The sequence below is a fragment of the Duganella sp. GW821-FHT01E12 genome (assembly GCF_059422325.1).
This window is the reverse complement of the sequence record NZ_JBWKWR010000014.1, coordinates 1-26,306: the sequence shown is the minus strand read 5'-3', so window position 1 is coordinate 26,306 and position 26,306 is coordinate 1. Positions and strand designations below refer to the sequence as shown.

The following is a 26,306-nucleotide window of genomic DNA, read 5'->3' as shown; positions in this document are numbered from 1 at the left end:
TCTAAGCGGCAAGTACAATCTCACGCATTCTCACCGCTGTTGTTTTCAGCCCAGTCCGGCTCCAGGGTGGCGGCGAGCTCGGCCAGCACGCGGTACAGCTGGGCCGGCGCCACCGGCTTGTGCAGCAAGGGCACGCCGCTGTTGCGCGCCTCGCGCAGCCGGGCCGGCGCCGTGTCGCCGGTGATCAGCAGCGCCGGCAGGGCGCGCCCGGCCTGCCGCCGCAGCGCGGCGATCGCCTCGGCGCCGGTGTGCTGGCCGCGCAGCCGGTAGTCGCTGACGATCAGCTCGGGCCGCAGCGCCGGCGCCAGCGCCAGCGCCTGCTCGACGCCGTCTGCCACCCGGCACTCGCAGCCCCAGGCCTGCAGCAGGCGCTGCATGCTGGCGCAGACGATGGCGTCGTCGTCGATCAGCAGCACCCGCATGGACAGCGGCCGCAGCGGCGCGGGCGGCGGCGCCGCCTCGGCCGCGGGGGGCGGCGCCGGCAGCCGCGCCAGCGGCAGCGCCAGCCGGAACACGCTGCCCCGTCCCGGCCGCGAGGACAGCGTCAGCGGCGCCTCCAGCAGGCGCGCCAGGCCGCGCGCGATCGACAGGCCCAGCCCGAGGCCCTTCTGGCGGTCGCGCTCGGGGTTGCCGAGCTGGTGGAACTCCTGGAAGATTTCCTCCTGCTGCGCGGCGGCGATGCCGATGCCGCTGTCCCACACCTCGATCACGGCGTCGCCGCCGCGCCGGCGGCAGCCGACCAGGATGCCGCCGCGCAGCGTGTAGCGCACCGCGTTCGACACCAGGTTGCGCAGGACGAGCTCGACCAGCGCCGGGTCCGATTGCAGCACCAGCTCGCTGTCGTGGGTGCGGTAGACCAGGCCCTGGGCGTTGGCCTGCGGCGCCAGCTCGCTTTCGATCTTGGCCAGCAGCGGCTGCAGGCGGAAGGGCACGATATGGGCCTCGACCACGCCGGCGTCGATGCGCGAAAAGTCCAGCAGCGTGTGCAGCATGCTGGCCGAAGCCTCCGACGCCGAGCGGGCGCTGGCGAGCACCTCGTGCTGGGCCGGCGTCAGCGCCGAGCGCCCCAGCACCTCCAGGAACAGGCCCTGGGCGTGGATGGGCTGGCGCAGGTCGTGGCTGGCGGCGGCCAGGAACTTGGACTTGGCCAGGTTGGCCTGCTCGGCCGCGTGCAGCGCCTGGCGCGCGCGCTCGGTCTCGACCCGCAGCTGGTCTATCAGTTCGATGTTGTCGAAGCGCAGCTGGATCGCGGCGCGCGCCGCGCGCGAGCTGTTGCGGCCCTGGCTGAGCAGGCTCATCAGGTAGACCAGCACGGCCAGGCTCAGCGCCTGGAACGCCAGGTCGCCCATGGTCCAGGCCTTGAGCGCCAGCGCGCCCAGCTCGGCCACGCAGAACACCGCGAACACCGGCAGCACCGGCGACAGCAGCGACATCGAGTTGCCGACGATGCCGGCCAGCACCGCCACCACCAGGATGCTGTTGGCGGTGGAGGCCGGGTCCAGGCCGGCGAACGCCAGCATGCCCCAGGCGGCGCCGTCGATCGCGTTGAGCACGATCAGGCGGCGCGTCAGCCGCTCTGCGTGCTCGGCCAGGATGGGGGCGCGCAACAGGCGCCGCGCGTCCCAGCTGGCGTACACCTTGGAGGCGATCACGGCCGCGCACCACAGGCGCAGCGCCGGCGTGTTGTCCGGCGTGGCCAGCACGTACACCAGCAGCAGCGCGACGGCGATGGCCGGCAGCAGCGAGCTGCCCATATTGCCCATCAACAGGCGCGCCTGCTCGGCGCGGATCAGGCGCTCGGTGGCGGGCGCGCTAACCAACCAGGCCCCGCTGGCGGGCCGCGAAGGCCGCCTCGGCGCGGCTGACCACGCCCAGCATGGCCAGCAGCGCCTGCACGTGGCCGCGCACGGTGTTCTCCGACAGGTTCAGGCGCCGCGCGATCAGCTTGTTCGACAGGCCCTGGCAGATCAGCGCCAGCACCTCGCACTGGCGCGGCGTCAGGCGCGGCTGGCGGTCGTCGGCGGCGCAGGGCGGGATGGCCGCGCTCTCGCCGCGCAGCACGGCGCAGATGGCGGCCTGGATGGCCGGCGCCGGCTCGGCCTTGGAGACGAAGCGCGCCGCGCCGCGCGCCAGCGCGCTGTGGGCGGTGGCGCTGGCGCCGTCGGCCGACAGCACGATCACCGGGCAGTGCGGCCAGCGGCGGTGGATCAGCGTCATGCCGTCCAGGCCGTTGACGCCGGGCAGCTGGATGTCGAGCAGCACCAGGCTGGGCGCGGCCGCGTCGCGCGGGGCGCCGAGGGCTTCGTCGATCGAGGCCGCTTCGCGCACCTCGCACTGGGCGGCGGCGTCGGCCAGCATCAGGCGCAGGCCGGCGCGGAACAGCGAGTGGTCGTCGATGACAAGTACGGTTGGTTTCATGGCGCGGCAATTCAGTCCAATTGGACTATGTTCCGATGGGTGGTATCAATTTATTATCACATCTAGTCTGCAAGCAAGCAACTTTCTTCTCACCCGTTTAGGAATCTCCAATGAAATCGACCGTCCTCGCGCTCGCGTTAAGCGCCCTTTTTGTGGCCCCGGCCATGGCCAAGACCTATGAAGTCCAGCTGCACCAGTCCAAGAGCAACCCGCTGCAATGGACCGGCAGCTTCAACCTGAGCCAGCCGACCCCGTGGGAAGGCAGCTATTTCTCCGACACCTACAACTTCACGCCCGAGCTGCCGGGCGCGCTGAAGGTCAACGGCGGCGTGATCAACTTCTTCGGCTTCGACGAGCAGAAGATCCAGTTCAGCCACGTGTCGCTGAACGGCGTCGAGCTGGCGCTGAGCAGCGGCGACGGCGAGAGCAAGGCGCGCCTGACCAACGTCATGCTGGCCGGCCCGCTGACCCTGCGCGTGAGCGGCTTCACCGGCGACTCGGCCAGCTACTCGGGCAACTTCAACATCACCACCGCGGTGCCGGAACCGGCCAGCTACGGCATGCTGCTGGCCGGCCTGGGCATGCTGGGCGTGGCCGCGCGCCGCCGCCACGCCAAACGGGATTAACCGTTTATATGGTTTAGATCGTTGGCGGGCCTTCAGGGCCGGCCGGCGCTCGCTTTGATCAGGCTGTCGCGCAGGGTGGCGACGGCCTGTTGCACCTGGGTGAACTGGTCCGGCGTCAGGCCGCAGGCGTCCACCAGGTTCATCTCCAGCCCCCGCTCGCGCAGCGCGCGGCCGGCCTCGGTCAGGCTGACCAGCACCTGGCGTTCGTCGCCGGGATCGCGCGCGCGGCGCAGATAGCCCATCGCTTCGAGCTTCTTCAGGATGGGCGTGAGCGTGTTCGATTCCAGGAACAGCTTCTCGCCCAGGCCGCTCACGGTCTGGTGGTCCTGCTCCCACAGCGCGATGATGGCGATGTACTGCGTGTACGTCAGCCCCAGCTCGTCCAGGATGGGCCGGTAGGCGCGCCCGAACGCCAGGTTGGCGGAATAAATCGAGAAGCACAGGAAGTCGGCCAGCTTGCGTGGCGCGGCGGATACGGGGGTGTGGGCGGTCATGACGGCGCTTTCTTGATCTGGATGCGCACATTATACATCGCATGCGATTTGATCGGAACTGCTTGACTTAGTTTGGGCTTGGTATATTATTCGTCTCATCCGATTGCATCGGATGCGATACAAATCCCCCTACTTTAAGGACAGCCATGACCCCTATCGAACAAGTTCTGTACACCGGCAAGACCCGTACCACCGGCGGCCGCGACGGCAGCGTGCGCAGCAGCGACGGCCGCCTGGACCTCAAACTGTCCTCGCCCGGCAGCAGCGGCCAGGGCAGCAATCCCGAGCAATTGTTCGCGGCCGGCTGGTCGGCCTGCTTCATCGGCTCCATGGGCCTGGCCGCGCGGGCGATGCAGGTGCAGCTGCCGCCGGACCTGGCGGTGGACGCCGAGGTCGACCTGGGCACCGCCGGCCAGACCTATCTGCTGCAGGCGCGCCTGCGCGTCAGCCTGCCGGGGATGGAGCGCGCGCAGGCGCAGGCGCTGGTCGACGCGGCCGACCGGATCTGTCCATACTCCAGGCTGGCGCACGGCCAGATCCCGGTCGAGCTGGCGCTGGCGGCATGAACGCCGGACGCCGCAAGCTGCTGAGCGGCGCGCTGGCCGCCGCCGGCCTGGCCGCCATCGAAACGCCGTTCGCCGCCACGGCGCGCGCCGCCGGCCTGGCGCCGCCGCTGGCGCCGATCCGGCAGATCCGCGCCGGTGAGCTCGACGTGGGCTACTACGAGGCCGGCCCGGCCGACGGCCAGCCGGTGCTGCTGCTGCACGGCTGGCCGTACGACATCCACAGCTACGCCGAGGTGGCGCCGCTGCTGGCGGCGCGCGGCTACCGCGTGATCGTGCCGCACCTGCGCGGCCACGGCAGCACGCGCTTCCTGTCCGAGGCCGCGTTCCGCAACGGCCAGCAGGCGGCGGTGGCGCTGGACATCGTCGCGCTGATGGACGCGCTGAAGATCGAGCGCGCCATCCTGGCCGGCTACGACTGGGGCGCGCGCACGGCCAACATCATCGCCGCCCTGTGGCCGCAGCGCTGCAAGGCGATGGTGTCGGTGAACGGCTACCTGATCAACAACCGCGAGCGCAACCAGCTGCCGCTGGCGCCCAAGGTGGAACACGGCTGGTGGTACCAGTTCTACTTCGCCACCGAGCGCGGCAAGGCGGGCTACCAGGCCAACCGCCGCGAGTTCGCGCGCCTGATCTGGCAGGCCAATTCGCCGCAGTGGCGCTTCGACCAGGCCACCTTCGAGCGCAGCGCCGCCGCCTTCGACAACCCGGACCACGTCGCCATCGTGATCCACAACTACCGCTGGCGCCTGGGCGTGGAGGAGGGCGATCCGCGGCACGACGCGCTGGAGCGCCGGCTGGCCGCCGGCCCGGCAATCGGCGTGCCGACCATCACGCTCGACGGCGACAGCGACGGCGTGGCGCCGGCCACCGACGGCACCGGCTACGCGGCGCGCTTCAGCGGCCGGCGCACGCACCGCGTGATCGAGGGCGCGGGCCACAACCTGCCGCAGGAGGCGCCGCAGGCCTTCGCCCAGGCCGTGATCGACGTCGACGCCTGCTAGGCCGTCCTGCGCTCGCCGCGCCGCAGGAAGTGCTCGACCAGCGCGCGGTGCGTGGGCAGGTCGGCCTGCGCGCGGTGCGACATCTGCTCGATCATCTGGAACTCCCGGCGCGCCTCGTCCAAGCGCGGCAGCGTGCGGGCGTTGGCGTATTGCGCGGTCGGATACTCCATCCCGTACAGCACGTACTGCCAGCTCGACGGCGGATACATCTCCAGGTCCACCACGAAGTCCATCCGGTGCGGCGGGCGGCGGCGCCACATCGACAGCTTGTCGCGCAGCGATGCCGGGATGCTGGCCGGGTCGGTGTTGTCGGTCCAGAAGGCGTGGTCCGTGCGCTGCGTCAGGCAGTAGTGCAGCTTGACGAAATCGACGATGCGCTCGTAGCGCGCCTTCATCATCTCGTTGTACACCCTGGCCACGGGCGCCAGGTCGCCGTCGTGCGGGAACAGGTAGCCGACCAGGTAGGCCGAGGTTTCGATCAGGCCGATGCCGGACGATTCCAGCGGCTCCAGGAAGCCGCCCGACAGGCCCACCGCCACGCAGTTCTTCACCCAGTGCTGCTCGCGGTAGCCGACGTTGAGCTTGAGCTGGCGCGGACTGAGGCCGTCGCTGGCCGGGCCGATGTAGCGCCGCAGCACCTGCTCGGCGCGCGCGTCGTCGGTGTGGCGGCTGGAGTACACGTAGCCGATGCCGCGCCGCTGCTGCAGGCCGATGTCCCAGGTCCATCCCGCCTCGTGCGCGGTGGCGATGGTGTACGAGGCGATCGGCGCGTCGTCCGTGGCGTACGGCACCTGCATCGCCAGCGCGCGGTCGACGAACAGCGTGTCGTTGATGTTGCGGAAGGGCGTGCCCAGCGCCTCGCCGATCAGCGCGGCGCGGAAGCCGGTGCAGTCGATGTACAGGTCGGCCGTCAGCGCGCCCGCCTCCCTGGTGTGGACCGCGCCGATCGCGCCCTGCGCGTCCAGCTCCACCCGCTCCACCGTCGCCAGCACGTGATGCACGCCGAGCGACTGCGCGTGGGTGCTGAGCAGGGCGGCGAACTTGCCGGCGTCGAAATGGTAGGCGTAGTTCAGCGGTCCCATGAAGTCGGCGTCGTTGAAGCGCTTGGGCCCGTGCGCGGCGTCGGCCACCCGCTTCTGCATGGTGGCGGCGGCCGCGAAGCCCGCGCCCGGCGCGGCCGCGCCCTGCAGCCAGTAGGGCAGCAGCTCCGGGCCGCCGGGCCGCTGGCTGGGCAGGCTGAACGGATGGAAGTAGTGGTCGTTGCCCGGCGCGCCCGGCGGGCGCACCCAGTCGGTGAACTTGATGCCCTGCTTGAAGGTGGCGCTGCATTCGCGGATGAAGCGCGCCTCGTCGATGCCGATCGCCGCCAGCGTGCCGCGGATCGACGGGAAGGTGCCTTCGCCGACGCCGATGATGCCGATCTCCTTCGACTCCACCAGCGTGATGCGCACGCTGTCGCCGCCGGCGCCGGCGCCCAGGGTGCGCGCCAGGAAGGCGGCCGTGAGCCAGCCGGCGGTGCCGCCGCCGACGATCAGGACATGTTTGATGGGGGGGGTGTTCATCGGCTTCGCGGTCTCCGTCGGTGGCGTGCGCGCTCCGGCGGGCGGGTGCCGCACGCCGGATAAACAACGCCGCTACAATTTTTAAATTGACATCTGTGATTTGAATTATGTACCATGAAATCGATTTCACAAATAAGGAAATCGATTTCAAGCGATTTGAAAACGATTTCATACAACACGGAATCAATTCCACGATGATAAATGTGGTACCGCCACTTCCCGGCGAGCGCCACGCAAAAGGAGACCTAATGAACGTCCACGTACCGCAGTCCGGGAAGCGCTTGCCGTCCCCGATCCAATTGGCCATCATCGCCCTGATGGCCGGCACCAGCGCCGGCGCCTATGCCGCCGCCGCCGACGCGCCAGCCGCCGAGCAGGCCGCCGCCGACAAGACTTCCTCGACCATCACCGAGGTGTACGTCACGGCGACCAAGCGCACCACCTCGCTGCAGAAAACCCCGGTCGCGGTCACCGCGCTGAACGCGGCGGTGCTGGACGATAACCATGTCCAGACGCTGCAGGACGTGGTCAACCTGGTGCCGAGCTTTGCCGCCACCGGCCAGGGCGACCATGGCGTGATCACCATGACCTTGCGCGGCGTCGGCAACGACAGCGCCAAGACCGAATACGCCGATCCCGAGGTGGCCAGCTTCGTCGACGGCATCTACTCGCCGCGTCCGGAAGGCGCGACCGCGCTGCTGTTCGACCTGGAGGCGATCGAGGTGCTGCGCGGCCCGCAAGGCACGCTGTGGGGCCGCAACTCGAGCGTCGGCGCGGTCAACATGCAGACCGTCAAGCCTGAAATCGGCAGCAGCGCCGGCAACTTCGAGGCCGGCTACGGCAACTACGCCCGTCTGGGCGCGCGCGGCGCGGTCAACATCCCGATCAACGACACCATGGCGATGCGCGTGGCGGTGGTGCACGAGCAGCACAACGGCTACGTCAGCTACCAGAGCGCGCCCAACCTGTCGCTGGCGGCGCAGCACGCGGCGGCCGATCCGGTGATCGCCGCCTGGAACACCGCGCATCCGGGCAACCCGATCGCCTTCCAGCCGATCAACACCAACCTGTTCGTCAACAACGCCCAGAAGTACAGCGCGCAGGACCAGAGCGCGGCGCGCGTGAGCTTCCTGTGGCAGCCCCAGCCCGGCCTGAAGTGGAACATCGCGTACGAGCACTATATGGACCGCGGCACGCCGAGCATGAACCTGATGCAGACCCCGCGCGCGGGCCAGGACTTCTGGTCGGCGCTGATCGACACCGCGCCCAGCGTCAACCGCGATTCGCATTCGGTGCGCAGCCGCGTCGACTACGAGATCAACAAGGACATCAGCCTGGCCTACATCGCCGGCTACTCGCGCTTCAACGGTTCCTCGACCTTCGACCAGGACGGCGGCGCCACGCTGCCGACCAGCTTCACCAGCGGCGGCAGCTACCAGGCCAACAACACCGTCTGGTCCAAGTACAAGAACTACAGCCACGAACTGGAGATCCAGTCGACCGGCAAGCGCGATGTGGACTGGCTGCTCGGCCTGTACTACGCCAACGAGGACAACGGCATCCGCTTCGACATCCCGATCATGAACGGCACCCAGCAGGGCACCGTGGGCTGGCAGGGTTCCTTCATCCAGCCCAAGGAAACTGTGGATTCGAAGGCCGTCTTCGGCCAGGCCACCTGGAACGCCAGCGACGCGCTGCATCTGACCGGCGGCCTGCGCTACACCTCGGACGAGCGCAAGAACATCGGCGGCACCAACAACGGCTGGAGCGACCTGACCGCGCCGCAGATCCCGGTGAGCCCGTCGATGAATCCCCTGGGCGGCGGCACCGGCTTCTCGACCTACCAGCACAACGACGGCGTGTTCAACGACCACAAGCTCACCGGCCTGGTGCGCGTGAGCTACGAGATCGACAAGAGCAACATGGTCTACGCCAGCGTGTCGACCGGCTACAAGTCTGGCGGCCTGCAGGACGGCGGCGTGCCTTACGGTTCCGAGACGCTGACCAACTACGAGATCGGCTCGAAGAGCACCTTCCTCGGCGGCACGGTGCGGATGAACAATTCGGCCTACTACGAGAAGTTCAAGGGCTTCCAGTTCAGCGCACCGGTCACCAATCCGGACGGCACGCGCGGCCTGGCCACCAGCAATGCGGAAGGCGCGAAGATCTGGGGCCTGGAGACCGAGATCGCGGCCAAGGTCACACCGGTAGACCGGGTGCAGTTCTCCGCCGCCTACACCAACGCCACGCTCAAGCACCTGGTCGGCGGCAGCAACGACTACGTGCTGCCGGCGTGCACGGTGCCGGGCATCAGCACCTGCCTGGACGTCACCGGCAACACCATGCCGCACTCGCCGAAGTTCAGCGCGCAGATGATGTACCAGCACAGCTTCGCGCTGGCCAACGGCACGCTGATCCCGCGCATCAGCGCGCACTACGAGACGGCCAGCTGGCTGAGCGTGTTCAATCTGGGTGAGCCGGACAAGCAGAAGTCCTACACCCGCACCGACCTTGGCCTGCGTTTCGACGCCGACTCGAAGTGGTACTTCGACGCCTACATCCGCAACGCGGAAGACGCGAAGGTCAAGACCAGCGCCATGAACGCCAACGGCCCGTGGCAAGCGCAGTACCTGCCGCCGCGCACCTTCGGCATCAACGTCGGCAAGTCGTTCTAAGCAAAGAGTTTTTCATGTAGTCCCAGTGTTGTAGTGCTCTTCTTCCCCTCGTCCTGCAAAGGCCGAGGGGTTTTTTTTATGCGGCCGGCCCCGCATCCGCGCCATTGTCATTCCCGCCTGCGCGGGAATGACGGGCAAAAAAAGGGCCGGCGCTTGTTTTGCGCCGGCCCTTTTGCTTGCTGCCTTGCTGGTCTAGTCCTTGTTGTGGAACGGCGCGTACCAGGTGACGATGAAGGACGGGATGGTCGCGGCCATCACCAGCCAGAAGTAGTGCACATAGCCCAGCGCCTGCTGCAGGTGGCCGCTGACGACGCCCGTGACCATCATGCACAAGCCCATCAGCCCCGTGCCGAACGCATAATGCGTGGTGGTGTATTTGCCCGGCGCCAGCTGCTGCATCAGGTAGATCATGAAGCCCACCGAACCGAAACCGAAGAAGAACTTCTCGACCGCCACGCCGGCGCTGATCACCAGCAGGTCGTGCGGCTGGTAGATGCTCATCAAAAGGAAGGTGACGTTGGGGATGTTGACCGCGCAGCACAGCAGGAACAAGGTCGCCGGCAGCCCGCGCCGCGCGACGAAGATCCCGCCCAGCAGCGATCCAAGCAGCACCGCGATCAGCCCGTAGGTGCCGTAGATCAGTCCCAGCATCTCGTTCGACAATCCCAGCCCGCCCTGCGCCACCGGATCGACCATGAAGAAGGGACCGATCTTTTCCAGCAGCCCGATACTGAGCCTGAACAGAAACGCGAACAGCACCATCAGCCACACGTCGCGCTTCTGGAAGAAGGTGACGAAGGAATCCCTGAGAATGAAGGCCGCATCGGCCACCGACGCCGGCGCGTTCTCCGCCTTGGCGCCGTCCGGCATCACGCGCATATGCCACAGCGCGGCGACGATGGTGATCGCCGCGACGATGAAGAAGATGATGCGCCACGAATCGATCCACTGCGGCCCGAACACGCCGGCCTGGTGGTGGAAGTAGTGCGTGTGCAGCCAGCCGCTCAGGTACACCATGCCGCCCGAGGCGACGATGGGGCCGACGTTCCAGCTCAGGCTCTGGATGCCGCAGAACAGCGACTGCGTCTTGGCGTCCAGCGAGGTGACGTACACGCCGTCGGAGGCGATGTCCTGCGTGGCGCCGACCAGCGACAGCACGCCGAACATGAACACCATCACCACCATGTAGTCCGGCAGCGACATCGCCAGCGCCACGCCGGCGAAACCGACACCGATCACCAGCTGCGCGCACAGCACGAAGAACTTCTTGGTGCGGTACATTTCAACGAAGGGCGCGAACAGCGGCTTGATGGTGTAGGCCAGGATCAGGTAGCTGGCGTACTGCGCGGCCTGGCCGTTGTCCATGCCCAGGTTCTTGAACATGATGGAGGTGACGCTGGTGAGCATCATGTAGGTCAGCGCCATCGCGAAGTAGCCGCTGGGGACCCACAGCATCGGCGTGCCGCGCGCGAACATGGCGCGCAACAGCGATGGCGGCTGGCTGGCGGCGGCGGAAGCCGGCGTCTCTTGTGGCACGGCGGATGGTGCGGTTTGCATGGTGTCGTCCTCGTTGTTCTCGTTGGAGTGTAAAGCATCAGGCTCTGCGGCCTGTAGAAAGGAAAACGCCGGCATCTGCGCCGGCGGGATTAAAACGCTTGCTGCTAGGCCGCGTGCGCGGTGCGTTGCGGCCTTTGCTTCAACAGATATTCGCGATACCAGTGCGCGCTGTGCTTCAGGGTGCGCTTCTGCGTCGCGTAGTCGACGTGCACGATGCCGAAGCGCTTGGCGTAGCCCGAGTTCCACTCGAAGTTGTCGAGCAGGCTCCAAAGGAAGTAGCCCCGGATGTCCACGCCCTGCAGGCGGGCGTCGTTGAGCGCCTTCAGGTGGCGCTGCACGAAATCGATGCGCGCCTCGTCCGGAATCTCGCCGTCGACGATCACGTCCGGGTTGGCCATGCCGTTCTCGGTGATGTAGATCGGCGGCAGCTCGTATTCCGCCTTGAGCTTGAGCAGCAGCTCGGTCAGGCCGTCGGGGAAGATCTCCCAGCCCATGTCGGTGGTGCCCAGCTTCGCTTCCGGCTGGCGCGGCGGGGTCTCGGCCGAGCAGTAGGCGCGGAAGTAGTAGTTCACGCCGAGGAAGTCGATCTTGTGCTGGATATCCTTGAAGTCGTTTTCATGGATCACCGGCGCGTTCTCGCCGTGACCCTGCAGCGCCAGTTCCGGGTACTTGCCCTTGAAGATGGGGTCCATGAACCACTGCACCGAGCGCGCGTACTCGAATTCCGCCATCGCCTTGTCGGCCGCGCTGTCGGTGGCCGGGTCGGCGGTCCACTGATTGAGCACGATGCCCAGCTGCGCCGGGCTGCCCACCGCGCGCATCGCCTGCATCGCCAGCCCGTGCGACAGCAGCAGGTGGTGCGACACCTGGATGGCCTGCTTCGGGTCCGCCACGCCCGGCGCGAACTGCCCGTTGCCGTAGCCCAGGTTGGCCGTGCACCACGGCTCGTTGTGCGTTGCAATCGTTTTCAAGCGCGAGCCAAAACGGCGCGCCACTTCGGCGGCGTAGTCGGCGAAGCGGTAGGCGGTGTCGCGATTGAGCCAGCCGCCGTCGTCCTGCAGGCCTTGCGGCAGGTCCCAGTGGTAGAGCGTGACGTGGGCGTCTATGCCCTTGGCCTCCAGCTCCGACAGCAGCCGGTCGTAGAAGGCGAAGCCGGCTTCGTTCCAGGCGCCTTTGCCGGTGGGCTGCACGCGCGACCACGCCATCGAGAAGCGGTAGGCGTCCACGCCCATGCCGGCCATGATGGCCACGTCTTCCGGGTAGCGGTGATAGTGGTCGCAGGCGACGTCGCCGTTGCTGCCGTCGATGACTTTGCCCGGCGTGTGGCTGAAGGTGTCCCAGATCGACGGGCCTTTGCCGTCGGCGGCGGCGCCGCCTTCAATCTGGAAGGCGCTGGTGGCGACGCCCCAGGTAAACGAGGGCGGGAATTGCGTGAAATCGGTCATGTGAGGTCGTTTTGAGGTTTAACGGGTGCGAAACAGGGCATTTTGACGTTTGAAAACGATTTCACGCCGCTTGCCTTGATTAGACCTCAACTCAAACGGAGTGTCAATCATTTGCTGAAGCGGAGGGACGGTTAGGCGTGACTGATATAATGCTGCCTCATTGTTCATCGACTCACTTCATCCCATGTCTTCCGATACCCCAAAAGACGGCCCAGCGCGGCCGATGCTCTACGACCCGACCGAACACCGCATCCGCAGCTTCGTCACGCGCGCCGGCCGCCTGTCGACCGCGCAGGCGCGCGCGCTGGAGGAACTGAGCCCGAAGTACATGATCGAATACGCCAAGGCGCCGCTCGACTATGAGCAGGCCTTCGGCCGCAAGGCGCCGGTGGTGCTGGAGATCGGCTTCGGCATGGGCGGCACCACCGCGCACATCGCCGGCGTGATGCCGGAGAAGGACTTCATCGGCGTGGAAGTGCACACGCCCGGCGTGGGCAGCCTGCTCAAGCTGATCGAGGAGCAGGGCCTGACCAACCTCAAGGCCATCCAGCACGACGCGGTGGAAGTGCTGAACCAGATGATTCCGGACGGCTCGCTGCACGGCGTGCATATCTACTTCCCGGACCCGTGGCACAAGGCGCGCCACAACAAGCGCCGCCTGATCCAGCCGCCTTTCGTCAAGCTGCTGGTGCAGAAGCTGGCCGTGGGCGGCTACCTGCATTGCGCCACCGACTGGGAAGATTACGCGGTGCAGATGCTGGAAGTGCTGGGCGCCGAAGAGGGCCTGCGGAACACCGCCGACGGCTACGCGCCGCAACCGGCCTATCGTCCGCTGACCAAGTTCGAGAACCGCGGCCTGAAGCTGGGCCACGGCGTGTGGGACCTGGTCTTCACCAAAAAGTAGTTATTTTCGCAGCCGGACGATGGCCGCGTTCAAGCGTTTGAGCGTCTCGTCCGGCACCGACCTGCTGCACCACAGGCGACGCTCGTAGCCTTTGTACAGGTCGGAGAAGTAGATCCGCTTGTAGTACGAGGCCGGATAGCCCGAGGCCTTGACCGCCTCCTCCAATTCCTCTTCCGTGATGAAGAAGTAATCGATGCTGTGCCGGCGCAGCATGTCCAGCAGCTGCTGCGTGTCCGCCGCGCTGGGGATGGTCTGCGTCTTGTAGCGCAGCAGGCCGCGGTCGATCGCCACGCCGTAGGACGCGCCCTTCTTCACGACCACGCGCAGCCGCTGGTCGCTCAGCGTATCCTTCAGCGGCTCCTCGTCATGCATGGCGGGATTGCCGCTCCAGGTCAGCGCGAACGGACGCTTGTCCTCATACACCACTTCCGAGAATTTGCCGACGCGCTCGCGCTCCGGCGTCTGCAACCAGCCCAGCATGCAGGCCGCTTCCGGCTCCGCCGCCTGCATCAGCACCAGCTGCTGCTTGGCTGGTGTCTGGCGCACGACGAAGGGAATGCCGGCCGCCGTGAGCGCGGCGGTGGCGGGGCTGGCCGCGTGGCCGGTCAGCACGCCGCGCGTGTCGGCGTATTGCAGCGGGGGGCTTTGCGCGTAGTGCAGCACCAGCGGCGGCAGCACCAGCGGCGGAAACGACGGCTGCGCCGACACGGCGCCCGCCGCCATCAGCAGGGACAATGCGAACGCCTTCATCACTTCTCCAGCTGCTCCATGTCCAGCACCACCACATAGGCCAGGCGGCCGCTCTGCCACACGCCGCCGCCGCGCACCTGCGCGTCGCAACTGGTGATCTGGCCCTCGATCTCCTTGTGCTTGAGCAGCGCGCGGAACGCCACCGACGCCTTGGGCGACAGATAGCCCGCCATGCGGCCGTCGAGGAAGACCGCCACGGCGGCGCTCTCATAGGGATTGACGTCGTCCGGCATCAGCGTGGCCAGGTAGGGCGCCGCCGCGTTGCCGTCGCCATGGTCGCCGGCCAGCGCCTTGAGCGTGGCCTGGTAGCGCGACTCGTTCACCACCTCGACCAGGAAGCGGCCGTCGTCGGACCAGTGCAGCGCGGGCGCGCCCTCGGGCAGCTTGGGCTCGTAGGGCGTGGCGGGACGCGCCGGCAGCGGCATCGGCTTGGCCGGATTGGTCTTGATGATCGCGTAGACCACCAGGCCGGTGACGGCGATGATCAGCAGGGAGATGGCGAGTTCCATGGCGTGCCCGTTTATCTAAAGGCCGACATCTTAACGCATGCCCTTGGCCTGATACACGATTTTGCCGCCCACCATAGTCTGCAGCACCTTGATGTTGGCGATATCCTCGGCCGGGATGGTGAAGAAGTTCCGGTCCAATACGATCATGTCGGCCAGCTTGCCTGGTTCCAGCGAACCGGTCTGCGCCTCCTGGCGCAGCGTGTAGGCGGCGTTAAGCGTGATGGCGCGCAGCACGGCGGCGCGCGGCATGCCGGGCTGCGTGCCCAGCGTGCCGGCGTATTCCTTGCCGGCGTTGGGCGCGGCGGTGCGCGTCACGCCGACCTTCAGCGCGAACCATTCGTCGAGCGGATCGACGGGCCAGTCGCTGCCGAAGGCGATGCGCGCGCCGGCGTCAAGCAGCGGCGCCTGCGGCTCGACGAGGGCGTAGCGCTGTGGCCCCATGTAGTCCTTCAGCGCACCCACGGTGTCCGGCGCCGGCTTCGCCCACTGGAAGGACAGCACCGGCGTCACATCCAGTTTGGCGAAGCGCGGATAGTCGGCGGGGGCGACGATTTCGTCGTGCGCCAGCGCGGGTCGCACATCCTTGCCGGCCGGTGTGGAACGCAGGTGTTCGATCGCGTCCAGCGACTCGCGCACGGCGCGGTCGCCGTCGACGTGGATGTGCGGATCGATATGGGCCTTGGCCAGTTCGGCCAGCGTGGCCTTCAGCGCCTCGGGCGAGAAGTAGCTGGCCGGGCCGGTGCTGGGGCCGGGCTGCCAGTCCGGCTTGTCCGCCGTGCCCTTGTTGACCAGATAGGGCTCCAGCATGGCGCCGGTGAAGGCCGGCGCCGAAATCACGCCGTCCATGAACAGCTTGGCGTGGCGCACCTGCATCGACGGCGCGACGCTGGTCGGCCCCTGGTCGAACTGCTTCTGCTGCTTGAGCAGATCGGCCACCGCGCTTTGCGGCGTGGCGCCCTTATCCAGGTCGATCAGCACCGCGAAATGCGCGCGCGCCGTCAGCTTGCCCTGCTTGTGCAGATCGGCGAAGGCGGTCATGGTCTCGGGATCGGTATAGGCGTCGAGGAAGCTGGTGATGCCTTGCTTGCGCATCGCCGCCAGCGCGGCCTTGGAGGCGGCCAGATTCTCGGCCACCGTCAGCGGCGGCAGCAGGTTCATCGCCATGTCCTGCGCGGCGTCTTCCAGCAGGCCGGTGGCGTCGCCCCTGGCGTCGCGGGTGATCTTGCCGCCGGCGGGATCGGGCGTGTCGCGCTTGATGCCGGCCAGCTGCACCGCCTTGGAATTGAGCAGCGACGAATGGCCGAAGGAGGAGCGCACGATGACGGGGCGCTCGGTCTTGAGCGCGTCGAGCGTGGCGGCGGTGGTCTCCACACCGTCCGGCAGCATCCCCTGCTGGAACCAGTTCACCACCACCAGCCAGCGGCCGGCGTCGGACTTCTTGTCCTTGTCCAGGCAGGCCTGGATGCGCGACTGGAACTGGGCCACCGTCAGCGCCTCGTAATCGAGGCTGCAGTTGAGCAGGCGGCTGCCGCCCGATTGCGGATGCATATGGCCGTCGATCAGGCCGGGCATCAGCATGCGGCCGTGCAGGTCGACGACCTTGGTCTTCCTGCCGGCCAGGGGCTTGGCGCCGGCGTTGTCGCCCACGTAGACGATGCGGCCGGCGCGCACGGCCAACGCCTGCTGCACGCTGTCCTTGGCATCGACGGTGTAGATGTAGCCGTTGCGGTAGATGGTGTCGGCCGGCGCCTCGGCGGCCGTTGCCGCCGATCCTGCCGATGCTGCCGATGCCAGTGCGAGTACAGCGACGTATCTGTTCATGCGTTTTCCTGTTTTATGCGGCTCCCATCGCCTTGGCGCGCGCGGCCAGCGGCAGGAACGCCAGCAGGTTCCCCGCCAGGACCAGCGCCAGTCCGGCCAGCGCCGTCGGCGTCCAGTGGTAGCCCTCATAGATCGTTGAAATGGTCAGTGCCACGATGGGGAATAATACCGTGGAATAGGCCGCGCGATCCGGTCCTATGCGGCCGACCAGCAACAGGTAGGCGGTGAAGCCGATCACCGAGCCGGGAATCGCCAGGTACAGCAGCGCGCCCACGTAGCGCGTGCTCGGCTCCAGCGCGAACGGCATGCCCAGCGCCAGCGCCGCCACGCCCAGCGTGGTGGAGCCGATCAGCATGGCCCAGGTGTTGGTCAGCCACGGCGTCAGGCCCAGCGACTGCATGCGGCTCGACAGCAGGTTCCCGCAGGAGAAGCACAGCGTGCCGCCCAAGGTCAGCGCGAGACCCGCCATCACCTTGCTGTCGCTCCAGTGGCCGGCCATCTGCGGCGCGAACAGCAGCACGATGCCGGTCAGGCCGAGCAGGGCGCCCATCATCACCTGGCGGCGTATCGGCCGGCCGAGGAAGATGCGGCCATTGATGGCGTTCCAGATCGGCGCGGTGGAGAACACCACCGCTTCCAGGCCGCTGGTGATCCACTGGCTGGCGTAGTAGAAGCACAGGAAGTTCAGGCAAAACAGCGCCAGCCCCTGCGCAAACAGGTAGCGCCACGCCTGGCGCGGCGGCCACCACGGCTTGCGCGTGACGAGCAAAAATCCCATCAGCACGGCGGCGGCCAGCCAGAAACGGTAGGCGATCGACACCGGCGCCGGCACCACGCCGATCTGGAAGGTGATGGCGATCCAGGTTGTACCCCAGATCAGGACAGTGAGCAGGTAGAGGAAGATATTCATGCCGCCAGCATGCCGTGCGCGCGGCGCGGGCGCTTGTCTGGAATTGCGCAAATCGGCGGGCCGCCAGCGGGCAGGGCGCGCTCCGTGCTAGACTTTCAGCCAACTCTTACTGATTGCTTGCGCCGTGCCAGCCCGCCCTTCCAACGCCACCGATGCCTCCCCCGCCCGCGCGCCGGACGGGCAGATTTCGCATGCCGTGTTCCGCACCATGTCCGAAACCGACGCGGTGCTGGAGCGCTTCGCCTGGCTGGGCGACGAGCTGGCGGTGGCGATCTGGCGCCGCGACACCGAGGTCGCCGAGACCAGCTACAGCAAGCCTGGCCACCATACGCTGTCCTACTACATGGGTGGCGGCTACCGCACCGAGCGCGACGAGCTGCCCGGCCTGTACGGCGCGCCGGAGCGCCTGTGCACACTGCCGGACTGGCACGAGTCCAGCTGGACGGTGCGCGGCCCGCTGCGCTTCCTGCACGTCTACTTCCTGCCCGAGCATTTCACGCGGCGCGCGGTGGTGGAGCTGGACCGCGAACCGCGCGAGCTCACGCTGGCCGACCGCACGTATTTTGAGGATGAGCGCATCGGCCGCCTGTGCGCGGGGCTGGCGCAGATGTCGTGGGAAGGCGCGGACGCCCAGTTGCGCGCCAACGAGACGGCGCACGAAACGCTGAGCCACCTGCTGCTGTCGCAATCGATGCCGCAGCATCGGCAGCGTGTGCGCGGCGGCCTGGCGCCGGTGGTGCGGCGCCGCCTGGCCGACTACATCGAAGCGAACCTGGCGCAGAACATCTCGCTGGGCATGCTGGCGCAGCTGGCGTGCATGTCGGAGTACCACCTGGCGCGCATGTTCAGGATCTCGTTCGGCATGCCGCCGTCGGCATGGATCGCGGCGCGCCGCGTCGAGCATGCGCGCCTGCTGCTGAAGACCACTGGCCAACCCTTGCAGCAGATCGCCGACGCCTGCGGCTACGCTGACCTGAGCCACTTCAGCCACCGCTTCCGCGACGCCGTCGGCGCGCCGCCCAGCCGCTATCGCGGCATCGTTACCGCCTAGGCTTTTCGAACGAGAAGCCCGGCGCGTACAGGTGGTAGCCGTCGAAGTCCTGCTTGCCGATGTCCGCCCCGTGGCTGCGCGCGATCGCGTAGGCCATGCTGAAGTGGAAGTAGAAGTTGGGCAGGATGTACAGGTTCAGATATTCGTCCGCCGGCAGCTCGATGTCGGCGAAACCGGCGCGGTCGCGGCACAGACGGTCGGCCGGGCCGTCGAACTGCTGCGCCGGGATCGCAGCGATGTAGGCGATGGTGTCGTCGATCTGCTTCGCCAGCGCCGCGAAGGACGGCTCCGCGCCATCGAAACTCACCGGCGCCAGGCCCGCCAGGGGGCAGCAGCCGCGCAGCGCGAAATTGCAGGTGGCCCGCACCTGCGAGGCAAACGGCAGCATCTCCGCATGCAGGCGCGCTCCGGGCATCTCCGGCTTGGACTTCGCCTTTTCGACGATGCCGGCCAGCTGGCCGAGATAGCGGGTAAAAATAATTGGTGGGTGCATAGTCAAAAGTAGTTTATCTGGCGGAGAGGATTTGCGGCAGATTCTGCGCGCGGAAAGCCTCGACAACAAAATCGATAAAGACGCGCGTCTTCGCCGGCAGCAGTTTCTGGCTGGTGAAATACAGGGAGATCGGCCCGACATCGCCATACCAGTTGGGCAGCAAGCGCACCAGCGCACCGCTTTCCAGATGCGGCGCGGCGTGCGGCACCGGTATCAGCCCGACGCCAAGTCCCAGCACCACGGCGCGGCTGAGCGCATCCGGATCGTTGACCAGCATGATGGCGCGCTGCTTCGCCGTGACCTCGATGCCGGCGTGGTTGCGCATGACCTGCGTGCGCAAACGGCCCGTCAACGGCGAACGTACCACCACACTGGGAAACTCGGCAAGCCCGGATGGGTCCTTGGGACGGCGCTTGCCCTGCAACAGCGCCGGCGCAGCCACGGCGATCAAATGGATGCACGCAAGTTCGCGCGCCACCATCCCCGGCGGCAGCTCGAAGCCGGCGCCGATGGCCGCGTCGAAGCCGCCGGCGATCAGGTCCAGCGGGCGGCTGTCGAACACCCAGTCCGGCATCACGCCCGGATAGCGTTCGAGGAAGGCCGGCATCAGCGGCAGCAGATAGTCCATGCCGAAGCCCGGCGCGGCGCTCAGCTTCAACACGCCGGCCGGTTGCCCGGCGTTGACCTTGATGTCCGCGATCGCGCCCTGGATGCTGTCCAGCCCACCCTGCACCGATTGCTGAAAACGTTCACCCGCCTCGCTCAGCGTCAGGCCGCGCGTGCTGCGCATGAACAGCTGCACGCCCAGGTTACGCTCCAGCAGCGCGACGTTGCGGCTCACCGCCGCCGGCGTCAAGCCTAGCCGGCGGGCCGCCGCGGAAAAGCTTCCGCTCTCGGCGCTGCGTACGAAGGATTCCAGGTTGGCCAGGGTTTCCACGGCTTTGCCTTCAAGTGTTGATTGAAACTGATTATAGCTGGTTGTGACTAACGCTAGAAGCTGACCAGCCCTACACTTCAACTCAGCAAACAGTTTATACACTTAACCTTCAAAGGAAACATCATGACTACCATCGGCATCATTGGCTCGGGCGCCCTCGGCTCCAACTTCGCTCGCATTCTGGCCAAACAGGGCATCCCCGCCACCATCTCCAACAGCCGCGGGCCGGCCTCGCTGGCCGACCTGGTGAAGGAGCTGGGACCGTCCATCAAGGCGGGTACGGTGGAAGAGGCGGCAAGCGCGGACATCGTGCTGGTCGCGGTGCGCTGGGTCGACGCGCAGAAGGTGCTGGGCAGCCTGCCGGCGTGGAACGGCCGCATCGTGATCGACGGCACCAACCCGGTGGAGTTCTTCGATCCCGCGACGTCGCCCGATGCGAACGACGCCAGCAACCCGCTGGCGGCCTACGGCATCAAGGCGGTCGATCTGGGCGGCCAGCACTCCAGCCAGATCATCCAGCGGTTCGTGCCCGGCGCCCGCGTGGTCAAGGCTTTTAATCACAACGACGTCAATGTGTTGAAGGAGCCGGAGACGGCGGGCGGCAAGCGCGTGTTGTTCTATTCGGGCGACGACGCCGCCGCCAAGGCCGAGGTGCGCGCCATCATGGAAGGCGCGGGCTTCTTCGCGGTCGACCTGGGCGCGCTGGATGTGGGCGGCCCACTGGCCTCGCTGCCATTCGGCCCGCTGGCGACGCACAACCTCGTGCGCGTCTAGGCGCTTACTCCATCTCGCTGATCATGGCGACGATCTCGGCGCCGTAGGAGGCGAGCTTCTTCTCGCCGACGCCGGAAATGCCGCGCAGGTCGGACAAGGTGGTGGGGCGCGCCTTGGCGATCTCGCGCAGCGTGGCGTCGTTGAAGATGATGTAGGCCGCCACGTCGTGCGCGCGCGCGGTCTCCACCCGCCACCAGCGCAGCTTGTCGAAGATGGCCTGCTCGCGCGGCGACAGGTCGCTCTCCACATAACCCTTGGATGCGCGGCTGGCGCTCTTCTGCTTGACCGGCTTCTGGTACTGGCGCAGCTGCACCTTCTGCCCGCCCTTGAGCACCGGACGCGCGGCGTCGGTCAGCTTGAGCGAGCTGTATTGTTCATGGTCCACCGTCACCAGCCCGAGCGCGATCACCTGGCGCAGGATGGCGCGCCATTCCTGCTCGCTGCGGTCGGCGCCGATGCCGAACACCGACAGCGAATCGTGGTGCCAGGTCTTGATGCGATCCGTCTCCACGCCGCGCAGCACCTCGATCACGTGGCCGGCCGCGAAGCGCTGGTCGACCCGGTATACCGCCGACAGCAGCTTCTGCACCGGCACCGTGCCGTCGAAGGACACCGGCGGAATCAAGCAGGTATCGCAATTGCCGCACGGGCCGGAGGCTTCGCCGAAGTAGTCCAGCAGGCGCACGCGCCGGCAGCTCAGCGTCTCGCACAGGCCCAGCATCGCATCGAGCTTGTTGCCCAGCACGCGCTTGAAGGTCTCGTCGGCCTCCGACTCGTCGATCATCCGCCGTTGCAGCACCACGTCCTGCAGGCCGTAGGCCATCCAGGCGCTGGACGGCTCGCCGTCGCGGCCCGCGCGGCCGGTCTCCTGGTAGTAGCCCTCGATGCTCTTGGGCAGATCCAGGTGGCAGACGAAGCGCACATTGGGTTTGTCGATGCCCATGCCGAAGGCGATGGTGGCGCACATGACGATGTTCTCTTCGCGCAGGAACTTGGCCTGGTTGGCCGCGCGCTTGGCGTGGTCCATGCCGGCGTGGTAAGCCATGGCGCGCACGCCGTTCTCGTTGAGGAACTCGGCGGTCTCCTCGACCTTCTTGCGCGACAGGCAGTAGACGATGCCGCAGTCGCCGCCATGTTCGGTGGTGATGAAGTCCAGCAGCTGCTTGCGGCCGTTGGCCTTCTCGACGATCTGGTAGCGGATGTTGGGACGGTCGAACGAGGACACGAACTGCATCGCGTCGCCCAGCTGCAGGCGGTGGACGATTTCGGCGCGGGTCTGCGGATCGGCGGTCGCGGTCAGCGCGATGCGCGGCACGTTGGGGAACTGCTCGTGCAGCACCGACAGCTTGATGTACTCGGGCCGGAAGTCGTGCCCCCATTGCGACACGCAGTGTGCCTCGTCGATGGCGAACAGCGCGATCTTCGACGCCTGGAACAGGTTCAGGCAGCGCTCCGTCATCAGCCGTTCGGGCGCCACGTAGACCAGGTCGATCTCGCCCATGCGCACCTGGCGCTCGATGCGCGAAGCCTCCTCGTAGGTCTGGGTGGAGTTGAGGAAGGCGGCGCGCACGCCCACCTCGGCCAGCGCGTCCACCTGGTCCTGCATCAGCGCGATCAGCGGCGAGATGACCACGCCCACGCCGTCGCGCACCAGCGCCGGGATCTGGTAGCACAGCGACTTGCCGCCGCCGGTGGGCATCAGGACCAGCGCGTCGCCGCCGGCGCTGACATGGCCGACAATCTCCGCCTGCTGGCCGCGGAAGGCTGGGTAGCCGAACACGGTCTGCAGCAGATGAAGGGCGCGCTCGTTATTTTCCTGATGATCCATTTCTACTACTCGTTTCTACAGCAAAGGTGTTAGTCGGCCCAGACGATGACGCCGGTGTAACCGGTGACCAGCACCATCAGGCCGAAGGCGATGCGATACCACGCGAACGCCGTGAAAGTGTGCGAGCTGATATAGCGCAGCAGCCAGCGCACGCACAGGAAGGCCGACACGAAGGCCGCCACGGTGCCGATCGAGAACAGCGGCAGGTCGGAGGCCGACAGCAGCGCGCGTTCCTTGTACAGCGAATACACGGTGGCGCCCAGCAGCGTGGGGATCGCCAGGAAGAACGAGAACTCGGTCGCCACCTTGCGCGACAGGCCGAAGATCATGCTGCCCATGATGGTGGCGCCGGAGCGGCTGGTGCCGGGGATCAGCGCGAACGCCTGGGCGATGCCGATCTTGAGCGCGTCCGCCGGCGTGATGTCGTCCACCGAGTTGATGCGGGCCATGGCCGGATTGGCCTTCTCGCGTTTTTCCACCCACAGGATCACCAGGCCGCCGACGATGAAGGCCAGCGCCACCGGCACCGGCGCGAACAGCTTGGCCTTGATGGCCTTGTTGAACAGCACGCCCAGCACGGCGGCCGGCAGGAAGGCGATCAGCACGTTGAGGGCGAAGCGCTGCTGCTTCGGGTCGCCCAGGCCGGTCAGCACGGCGGCGATGCGCGCGCGGTACTCCCAGCAGACGGCGAAGATGGCGCCGGCCTGGATGACGATCTCGAACACTTTCATCTTTTCTTCCATGCCGTGGAAGCCCAGCAGGTGCTCCGCCAGAATCAAATGGCCGGTCGACGAGATCGGCAGGAATTCCGTGAAACCTTCAACCAGGCCCATGATCAGGGCTTTGAGCGCGAGAACGATATCCATGAAGTAAGTAGTTAGTTGGTGGGAAAGGGGGCGCCGTCATAGCGCCGGGGTCGAAGCTTACCATGTTCGCCGCCTCCGATTCTGAATCTCACTCAAGCGTAATGCGGATTTCGGCCGCCAAACGAAAAAACGCCCCGGAGCGGGGCGTTGAAAGGAAGATATTTCGACCGGGCTTACCAGCTGGCCTTGAGCGTGTACTTACCGCTGGTGGCGCCGGTGCCGCCGCCGTAGTAGATGACCTTGGCGTACAGCGTGCCGGCGGTGCCGTAGCTGACGCTGTCGACCGCGCCGGTGCCGTTGACGCTGGACGCGACCTTGGTGCCGGCGCTGTTGTACAGTTCCAGGTCGTAGTCCGAGCTGGCGTTCGGGGTCAGCGTCAGGGCCAGCGTTTTGCCGGTCGGCAGCACGATCTTGTAGTAGTCGACGTCGCTCGAGGCGCTCATCGTGCCGTTGACGGTGGTGCCGGCCGTGGTGATGGCCTGCGCGGTGGCGGTGGTGTTGTTGCTTTCGACCTCGCTGATGGTCGGGCCGCTGACCACCGACGACAGGATGTTCTGCGCCTCGAACTTGGCCTGGAAGGTGTTGGCGTAGCTCAGGTCGGATGGGAACAGGGTCTTGGCCGCGTTGACGATGGCGGTGGCCATGGCCGGCATCTTGATGTTGCTGCCCAGGCCGAAGTGCGCCTCCAGGATGATCTGGTCGATGTTGGCGCGCGGCTTGCCGGCGGCGATCAGCGCCACCATGGACTGGTACAGCGGCGCCGACCACAATTCATCGGACTGGAAGCTGACGCCGCCCTCGGTCACCGACTGGTGGGCGCCGTAGGTCTTGCTGGAATTGTACTTGGCGTCGGTGCGGTTGAGCATGCGGCCGTCCCAGCAGGCGCCGTGGCCGTCCCAGCTGAAGGCCCACTCGGGGTGGTAGATCTTGCCGTTCGGCGTGCTGTAGGAGTAGGACGCCGCCCAGTAGTCGCCGAAGCCCTCGCCCATGGCGCCGGTGTCGCCGCCGCTCCAGCTGCTGTCGATGTTGGCCTGGATGCCGTGGCCGTACTCGTGCAGGATCACGTCCGCGTCCTCGCTGTCGTTGACGCAGCCGTGGCCGAAGGCCAGGTAGTCCGAGCCGGCGGAGCCGCCGCTGTAGTGCGAGTTGTCGTCGCCGTTGACGCCGTTGGTGTCCACGTCCAGCGGACGGTTGATGATGGACTTGGTGCCGGTGAAGCCCAGCGACTGGATGTAGCGCTGGCTCTGGTCCAGGTGGAAGTAGACGTTGGTGTCGTCGAAGGCGTCGTTGCCGCGCTTGGCCGTCCACACGCCGTTGCTGGTGGTGCTGGGCGCGGTGTTCGGGGATTCGATGTCCTTGAGGTTGACGAACGGGCCGCTCAGTTTGTAGACGCCGCTGGTCACCGTCAGGTCGCGCAGGGTCTTGGTCGAGTAGGCGGCGTCGAAGGCGGAGGCGGGCGAGGTGTCGGTCAGCGCGTCGGTGTTGAGCACCGTGCGCGGATCGGGATCGAAGGCGTAGCCGGAACCGTTGATGCCGGACGGCGTGACGGCGGCCATCGCGCCGCCTTGCAGGGCCTGGCGTCCGTGCGCGCCCTGGCTGTCGTTGAGCGCCTTGGTGGCGGCGCGGCGGTCCAGCAGCGGGCCGGCCAGTTCGGCGCGGGCCTCCAGCGAGCGCTTGCCGCGGCGCGGCAGCGAAGTCGAATAGGAACCGATGACGGCGCCGTTATGCGCGTTCAGGAACTGCACGAAGCCGCCGGTCGGCATCTGCGCCTCGATGCGCACCTTGCGCGCCAGTTGCACGCCGTTCTTGGTGGTCACCCACACCAGCTCGGACGACGGCGCGGCCACCAGCGGATGCTGCACCTTCATATTGGCCCAGGCCTTGTCCAGCGCCTGGTCCTCGCTGATCTGGGCCTGGTTGTACAGCTGATTGACGGCGCTGGCGTCCACCTTGTCGGAGATGTGGCGGGTCTCGTTGAAGATCTTTTGCAGCTGGCCGTTCTTGCCGATGGAGACGATGATCTCGGCCCGGTCCACGGGCAGGCCGCGCAGCATCTGCTGGTAGTGGTAGTGCTTGCCGGTGAGCGATTCCTGCACCTTCACCAGGCCCAGGTTGTTGAGCGCGGCGGGCAGGCCGTAGCGGCTGGCGTTCTGACGCAGCACCTCGTCGGCCGAGGTGGCGGTGGTGCCGGAGAACAGCGTGAGGTTGTCAACGGAGTAGCTGTCGGCGTGCGCGGAACCCGCGTAGGCCAGCACGATCAGGGATGCAAGTAATGGACGGGCAAATGGGCGCATGCTGCATGGACTCCTGTAAAGATCGGGTTGATGGGTCTGCCAGACGAGTATAGCCACGGCTTTTTTCCGTTTGTGGAATCAGGCCTTTTTAGACATTTCGCGCCGCTCTGTTAAAAATGAGACATGGCGGCGTGCTCCGGGCGGCGCTAAGATGGGTCCCAAATATCCGACGAAAGGAAGCGTATGCACAGGCTGTATTTCCCGCTGTTGGCGGGCGCATTGGTCGCACTGGCCGCGCTGGCGTCCGGCTGCGCGATGGCGCAGGCGCCCGCGCCGATCGAGGATGTGGAGCCGGAGGTGACGCGGCAGGTGGCCGCCGCCGTCGCGGCCATGGCGGCCGATCCGTCGGCGGAAGCGGCGCCGCTGCTGCGCGCTTGTCCAGCGCAGGCCGCGCTGCCGCTGGAGCTGTTGCAACGCACGGTCGACGGCGAGGAGCGCAGCTACCTGTACCGTGCGCGCTGCGGCAAGGCGCTGCTGGTGTCGGCCACCATCGGAAAAAACCGCGCCATCAAGCACTTGCGATTGAAAACTGAATAAACTGTTTACCAACTGGGTCTAAAGTTTGGACCGCAGACATGAGCTATGGTTCGGTTTAGACTTTCGCCTTCCAAAGTAAGACCAGTTTAGACTTTGCCCCGAATTTCATGGACTGTTTTAGACCGCGCCTGTCTGATTCCAGACTCATTTAGACCGAAGCGGATCTAATTAGACCGAATTAGACTAAGTTGGAATTTGGAATACCCACAGGGTGAACTGACCCCAAATAGTTGGACGGTATAGTTTGCTAAGCAGCCAAGGGCTGAGTTCTGTATTGCACAGGACTCA

The 26,306-nt window shown here is 66.7% G+C and carries 22 protein-coding genes and 1 pseudogene; 8 read left to right on the top strand and 15 right to left on the bottom strand.

The genetic code is table 11. From position 1 onward, the window contains the following. Positions 1-20: 20 nt before the first annotated feature. Together AC07WS_RS27110 and AC07WS_RS27105 are read right to left on the bottom strand one after the other, a co-directional pair. Positions 21-1,820, bottom strand: coding sequence for an ATP-binding response regulator (locus AC07WS_RS27110; protein WP_494732059.1), 1,800 nt, complete (start codon positions 1,818-1,820; stop codon positions 21-23). Then, positions 1,813-2,418, bottom strand: coding sequence for a response regulator (locus AC07WS_RS27105; RefSeq protein ID WP_494732058.1), 606 nt, complete (start codon positions 2,416-2,418; stop codon positions 1,813-1,815). Before AC07WS_RS27105 ends, AC07WS_RS27110 begins: the two co-directional genes overlap by 8 nt. A gap of 140 nt (positions 2,419-2,558) precedes the next feature. Between AC07WS_RS27105 and AC07WS_RS27100 the strand changes: the two are divergent. Continuing rightward, positions 2,559-3,044: pseudogene (locus AC07WS_RS27100) on the top strand (FxDxF family PEP-CTERM protein); the annotation flags it as partial. A 32-nt stretch (positions 3,045-3,076) separates the two neighbouring features. On the opposite strand, the gene AC07WS_RS27095 reads toward AC07WS_RS27100, so the two are convergent. Further along, positions 3,077-3,538, bottom strand: coding sequence for a MarR family winged helix-turn-helix transcriptional regulator (locus AC07WS_RS27095; RefSeq protein ID WP_494732057.1), 462 nt, complete (start codon positions 3,536-3,538; stop codon positions 3,077-3,079). A gap of 146 nt (positions 3,539-3,684) precedes the next feature. Here AC07WS_RS27095 and AC07WS_RS27090 point away from each other — a divergent pair, with 146 nt between their 5' ends. Together AC07WS_RS27090 and AC07WS_RS27085 are read left to right on the top strand one after the other, a co-directional pair. Next, positions 3,685-4,104: an Ohr family peroxiredoxin gene (locus tag AC07WS_RS27090; RefSeq protein ID WP_494732056.1), complete on the top strand. Its 420-nt coding sequence runs from the start codon at positions 3,685-3,687 to the stop codon at positions 4,102-4,104. Beyond that, the gene (locus tag AC07WS_RS27085; RefSeq protein WP_494732055.1) at positions 4,101-5,105 is read left to right on the top strand and encodes an alpha/beta fold hydrolase; all 1,005 of its coding nucleotides are present in this window, start codon (positions 4,101-4,103) and stop codon (positions 5,103-5,105) included. The genes AC07WS_RS27090 and AC07WS_RS27085 overlap by 4 nt, the downstream gene beginning before the upstream one ends. Here AC07WS_RS27085 and AC07WS_RS27080 read toward each other — a convergent pair. Then, positions 5,102-6,667: a tryptophan halogenase family protein gene (locus tag AC07WS_RS27080; protein WP_494732054.1), complete on the bottom strand. Its 1,566-nt coding sequence runs from the start codon at positions 6,665-6,667 to the stop codon at positions 5,102-5,104. The genes AC07WS_RS27085 and AC07WS_RS27080 overlap by 4 nt on opposite strands. A 248-nt stretch (positions 6,668-6,915) precedes the next feature. Here AC07WS_RS27080 and AC07WS_RS27075 point away from each other — a divergent pair, with 248 nt between their 5' ends. After that, positions 6,916-9,342 (top strand): TonB-dependent receptor, encoded by a 2,427-nt coding sequence (locus tag AC07WS_RS27075; RefSeq protein WP_494732053.1) that lies wholly within the window; start codon positions 6,916-6,918, stop codon positions 9,340-9,342. A gap of 192 nt (positions 9,343-9,534) precedes the next feature. Here the strand turns inward: AC07WS_RS27075 and AC07WS_RS27070 are convergent, their stop codons facing one another. Both AC07WS_RS27070 and AC07WS_RS27065 read right to left on the bottom strand, forming a co-directional pair. Beyond that, on the bottom strand, positions 9,535-10,899 hold the full coding sequence (locus AC07WS_RS27070) for an MFS transporter (RefSeq protein ID WP_494732052.1): 1,365 nt from the start codon (positions 10,897-10,899) through the stop codon (positions 9,535-9,537). 104 nt (positions 10,900-11,003) lie between these two features. Further along, on the bottom strand, positions 11,004-12,344 hold the full coding sequence (locus tag AC07WS_RS27065; RefSeq protein WP_494732051.1) for a GH1 family beta-glucosidase: 1,341 nt from the start codon (positions 12,342-12,344) through the stop codon (positions 11,004-11,006). A 223-nt stretch (positions 12,345-12,567) separates the two neighbouring features. Here AC07WS_RS27065 and trmB point away from each other — a divergent pair, with 223 nt between their 5' ends. Next, complete coding sequence (gene trmB / locus AC07WS_RS27060; RefSeq protein ID WP_494732050.1) at positions 12,568-13,248, top strand: tRNA (guanosine(46)-N7)-methyltransferase TrmB; 681 nt, start codon at positions 12,568-12,570, stop codon at positions 13,246-13,248. Here the strand turns inward: trmB and AC07WS_RS27055 are convergent, their stop codons facing one another. The 4 genes from AC07WS_RS27055 to AC07WS_RS27040 are packed head-to-tail and all read right to left on the bottom strand — an operon-like array spanning position 13,249 to position 17,238. Then, positions 13,249-13,998: an ABC transporter substrate-binding protein gene (locus tag AC07WS_RS27055; protein ID WP_494732049.1), complete on the bottom strand. Its 750-nt coding sequence runs from the start codon at positions 13,996-13,998 to the stop codon at positions 13,249-13,251. Next, a complete protein-coding gene (locus tag AC07WS_RS27050; RefSeq protein ID WP_494732048.1) occupies positions 13,998-14,507 on the bottom strand; it encodes a hypothetical protein in 510 nt (169 codons plus the stop codon). Before AC07WS_RS27050 ends, AC07WS_RS27055 begins: the two co-directional genes overlap by 1 nt. 30 nt (positions 14,508-14,537) lie before the next feature. Continuing rightward, a complete protein-coding gene (locus tag AC07WS_RS27045; RefSeq protein WP_494732047.1) occupies positions 14,538-16,328 on the bottom strand; it encodes an amidohydrolase in 1,791 nt (596 codons plus the stop codon). A gap of 13 nt (positions 16,329-16,341) precedes the next feature. Next, entirely contained in the window at positions 16,342-17,238 is an 897-nt protein-coding gene (locus AC07WS_RS27040) for a DMT family transporter (RefSeq protein ID WP_494732046.1), read from the bottom strand. A gap of 124 nt (positions 17,239-17,362) precedes the next feature. Between AC07WS_RS27040 and AC07WS_RS27035 the strand changes: the two genes are divergently transcribed. Further along, positions 17,363-18,289, top strand: coding sequence for an AraC family transcriptional regulator (locus AC07WS_RS27035; RefSeq protein ID WP_494732045.1), 927 nt, complete (start codon positions 17,363-17,365; stop codon positions 18,287-18,289). Here the strand turns inward: AC07WS_RS27035 and AC07WS_RS27030 are convergent. Both AC07WS_RS27030 and AC07WS_RS27025 read right to left on the bottom strand, forming a co-directional pair. Then, a complete protein-coding gene (locus AC07WS_RS27030; protein ID WP_494732044.1) occupies positions 18,279-18,782 on the bottom strand; it encodes a DUF1993 domain-containing protein in 504 nt (167 codons plus the stop codon). The two genes, AC07WS_RS27035 and AC07WS_RS27030, sit on opposite strands and share 11 nt — an antisense overlap. A gap of 13 nt (positions 18,783-18,795) precedes the next feature. After that, the gene (locus AC07WS_RS27025; protein WP_494732043.1) at positions 18,796-19,719 is read right to left on the bottom strand and encodes a LysR family transcriptional regulator; all 924 of its coding nucleotides are present in this window, start codon (positions 19,717-19,719) and stop codon (positions 18,796-18,798) included. 123 nt (positions 19,720-19,842) lie between these two features. Between AC07WS_RS27025 and AC07WS_RS27020 the strand changes: the two genes are divergently transcribed. Continuing rightward, positions 19,843-20,493 carry an NADPH-dependent F420 reductase gene (locus AC07WS_RS27020; RefSeq protein ID WP_494732042.1) on the top strand — a complete coding sequence of 217 codons (651 nt, stop codon included), beginning with the start codon at positions 19,843-19,845 and terminating at the stop codon, positions 20,491-20,493. A 4-nt stretch (positions 20,494-20,497) separates the two neighbouring features. Here AC07WS_RS27020 and recQ read toward each other — a convergent pair whose 3' ends face one another. From recQ to AC07WS_RS27005, 3 genes are all read right to left on the bottom strand, one after another. After that, on the bottom strand, positions 20,498-22,321 hold the full coding sequence (recQ, locus tag AC07WS_RS27015) for a DNA helicase RecQ (protein WP_494732041.1): 1,824 nt from the start codon (positions 22,319-22,321) through the stop codon (positions 20,498-20,500). Positions 22,322-22,350: 29 nt separating this feature from the next. Next, positions 22,351-23,187, bottom strand: a complete 837-nt coding sequence (locus AC07WS_RS27010) for an undecaprenyl-diphosphate phosphatase (RefSeq protein ID WP_494732040.1) — start codon at positions 23,185-23,187, stop codon at positions 22,351-22,353. Positions 23,188-23,360: 173 nt separating this feature from the next. Then, a complete protein-coding gene (locus tag AC07WS_RS27005) occupies positions 23,361-25,481 on the bottom strand; it encodes a hypothetical protein (protein WP_494732039.1) in 2,121 nt (706 codons plus the stop codon). Positions 25,482-25,664: 183 nt separating this feature from the next. On the opposite strand from AC07WS_RS27005, the gene AC07WS_RS27000 reads away from it, so the two are divergent. Continuing rightward, on the top strand, positions 25,665-26,018 hold the full coding sequence (locus AC07WS_RS27000; protein WP_494732038.1) for a hypothetical protein: 354 nt from the start codon (positions 25,665-25,667) through the stop codon (positions 26,016-26,018). The last annotated feature ends 288 nt before the right edge of the window (positions 26,019-26,306 follow it).

Bases quoted from the DNA above. Each gene is read 5' to 3' on its own strand.
- AC07WS_RS27105 (WP_494732058.1), bottom strand. From the start codon at position 2,418: ATGAAACCAACCGTACTTGTCATCGACGACCACTCGCTGTTCCGCGCC.
- AC07WS_RS27095 (WP_494732057.1), bottom strand. From the start codon at position 3,538: ATGACCGCCCACACCCCCGTATCCGCCGCGCCACGCAAGCTGGCCGAC.
- AC07WS_RS27090 (WP_494732056.1), top strand. From the start codon at position 3,685: ATGACCCCTATCGAACAAGTTCTGTACACCGGCAAGACCCGTACCACC.
- AC07WS_RS27085 (WP_494732055.1), top strand. From the start codon at position 4,101: ATGAACGCCGGACGCCGCAAGCTGCTGAGCGGCGCGCTGGCCGCCGCC.
- AC07WS_RS27080 (WP_494732054.1), bottom strand. From the start codon at position 6,667: ATGAACACCCCCCCCATCAAACATGTCCTGATCGTCGGCGGCGGCACC.
- AC07WS_RS27075 (WP_494732053.1), top strand. From the start codon at position 6,916: ATGAACGTCCACGTACCGCAGTCCGGGAAGCGCTTGCCGTCCCCGATC.
- AC07WS_RS27070 (WP_494732052.1), bottom strand. From the start codon at position 10,899: ATGCAAACCGCACCATCCGCCGTGCCACAAGAGACGCCGGCTTCCGCC.
- AC07WS_RS27065 (WP_494732051.1), bottom strand. From the start codon at position 12,344: ATGACCGATTTCACGCAATTCCCGCCCTCGTTTACCTGGGGCGTCGCC.
- trmB (WP_494732050.1), top strand. From the start codon at position 12,568: ATGCTCTACGACCCGACCGAACACCGCATCCGCAGCTTCGTCACGCGC.
- AC07WS_RS27055 (WP_494732049.1), bottom strand. From the start codon at position 13,998: ATGAAGGCGTTCGCATTGTCCCTGCTGATGGCGGCGGGCGCCGTGTCG.
- AC07WS_RS27050 (WP_494732048.1), bottom strand. From the start codon at position 14,507: ATGGAACTCGCCATCTCCCTGCTGATCATCGCCGTCACCGGCCTGGTG.
- AC07WS_RS27045 (WP_494732047.1), bottom strand. From the start codon at position 16,328: ATGAACAGATACGTCGCTGTACTCGCACTGGCATCGGCAGCATCGGCA.
- AC07WS_RS27040 (WP_494732046.1), bottom strand. From the start codon at position 17,238: ATGAATATCTTCCTCTACCTGCTCACTGTCCTGATCTGGGGTACAACC.
- AC07WS_RS27030 (WP_494732044.1), bottom strand. From the start codon at position 18,782: ATGCACCCACCAATTATTTTTACCCGCTATCTCGGCCAGCTGGCCGGC.
- AC07WS_RS27020 (WP_494732042.1), top strand. From the start codon at position 19,843: ATGACTACCATCGGCATCATTGGCTCGGGCGCCCTCGGCTCCAACTTC.
- recQ (WP_494732041.1), bottom strand. From the start codon at position 22,321: ATGGATCATCAGGAAAATAACGAGCGCGCCCTTCATCTGCTGCAGACC.
- AC07WS_RS27010 (WP_494732040.1), bottom strand. From the start codon at position 23,187: ATGGATATCGTTCTCGCGCTCAAAGCCCTGATCATGGGCCTGGTTGAA.
- AC07WS_RS27005 (WP_494732039.1), bottom strand. From the start codon at position 25,481: ATGCGCCCATTTGCCCGTCCATTACTTGCATCCCTGATCGTGCTGGCC.
- AC07WS_RS27000 (WP_494732038.1), top strand. From the start codon at position 25,665: ATGCACAGGCTGTATTTCCCGCTGTTGGCGGGCGCATTGGTCGCACTG.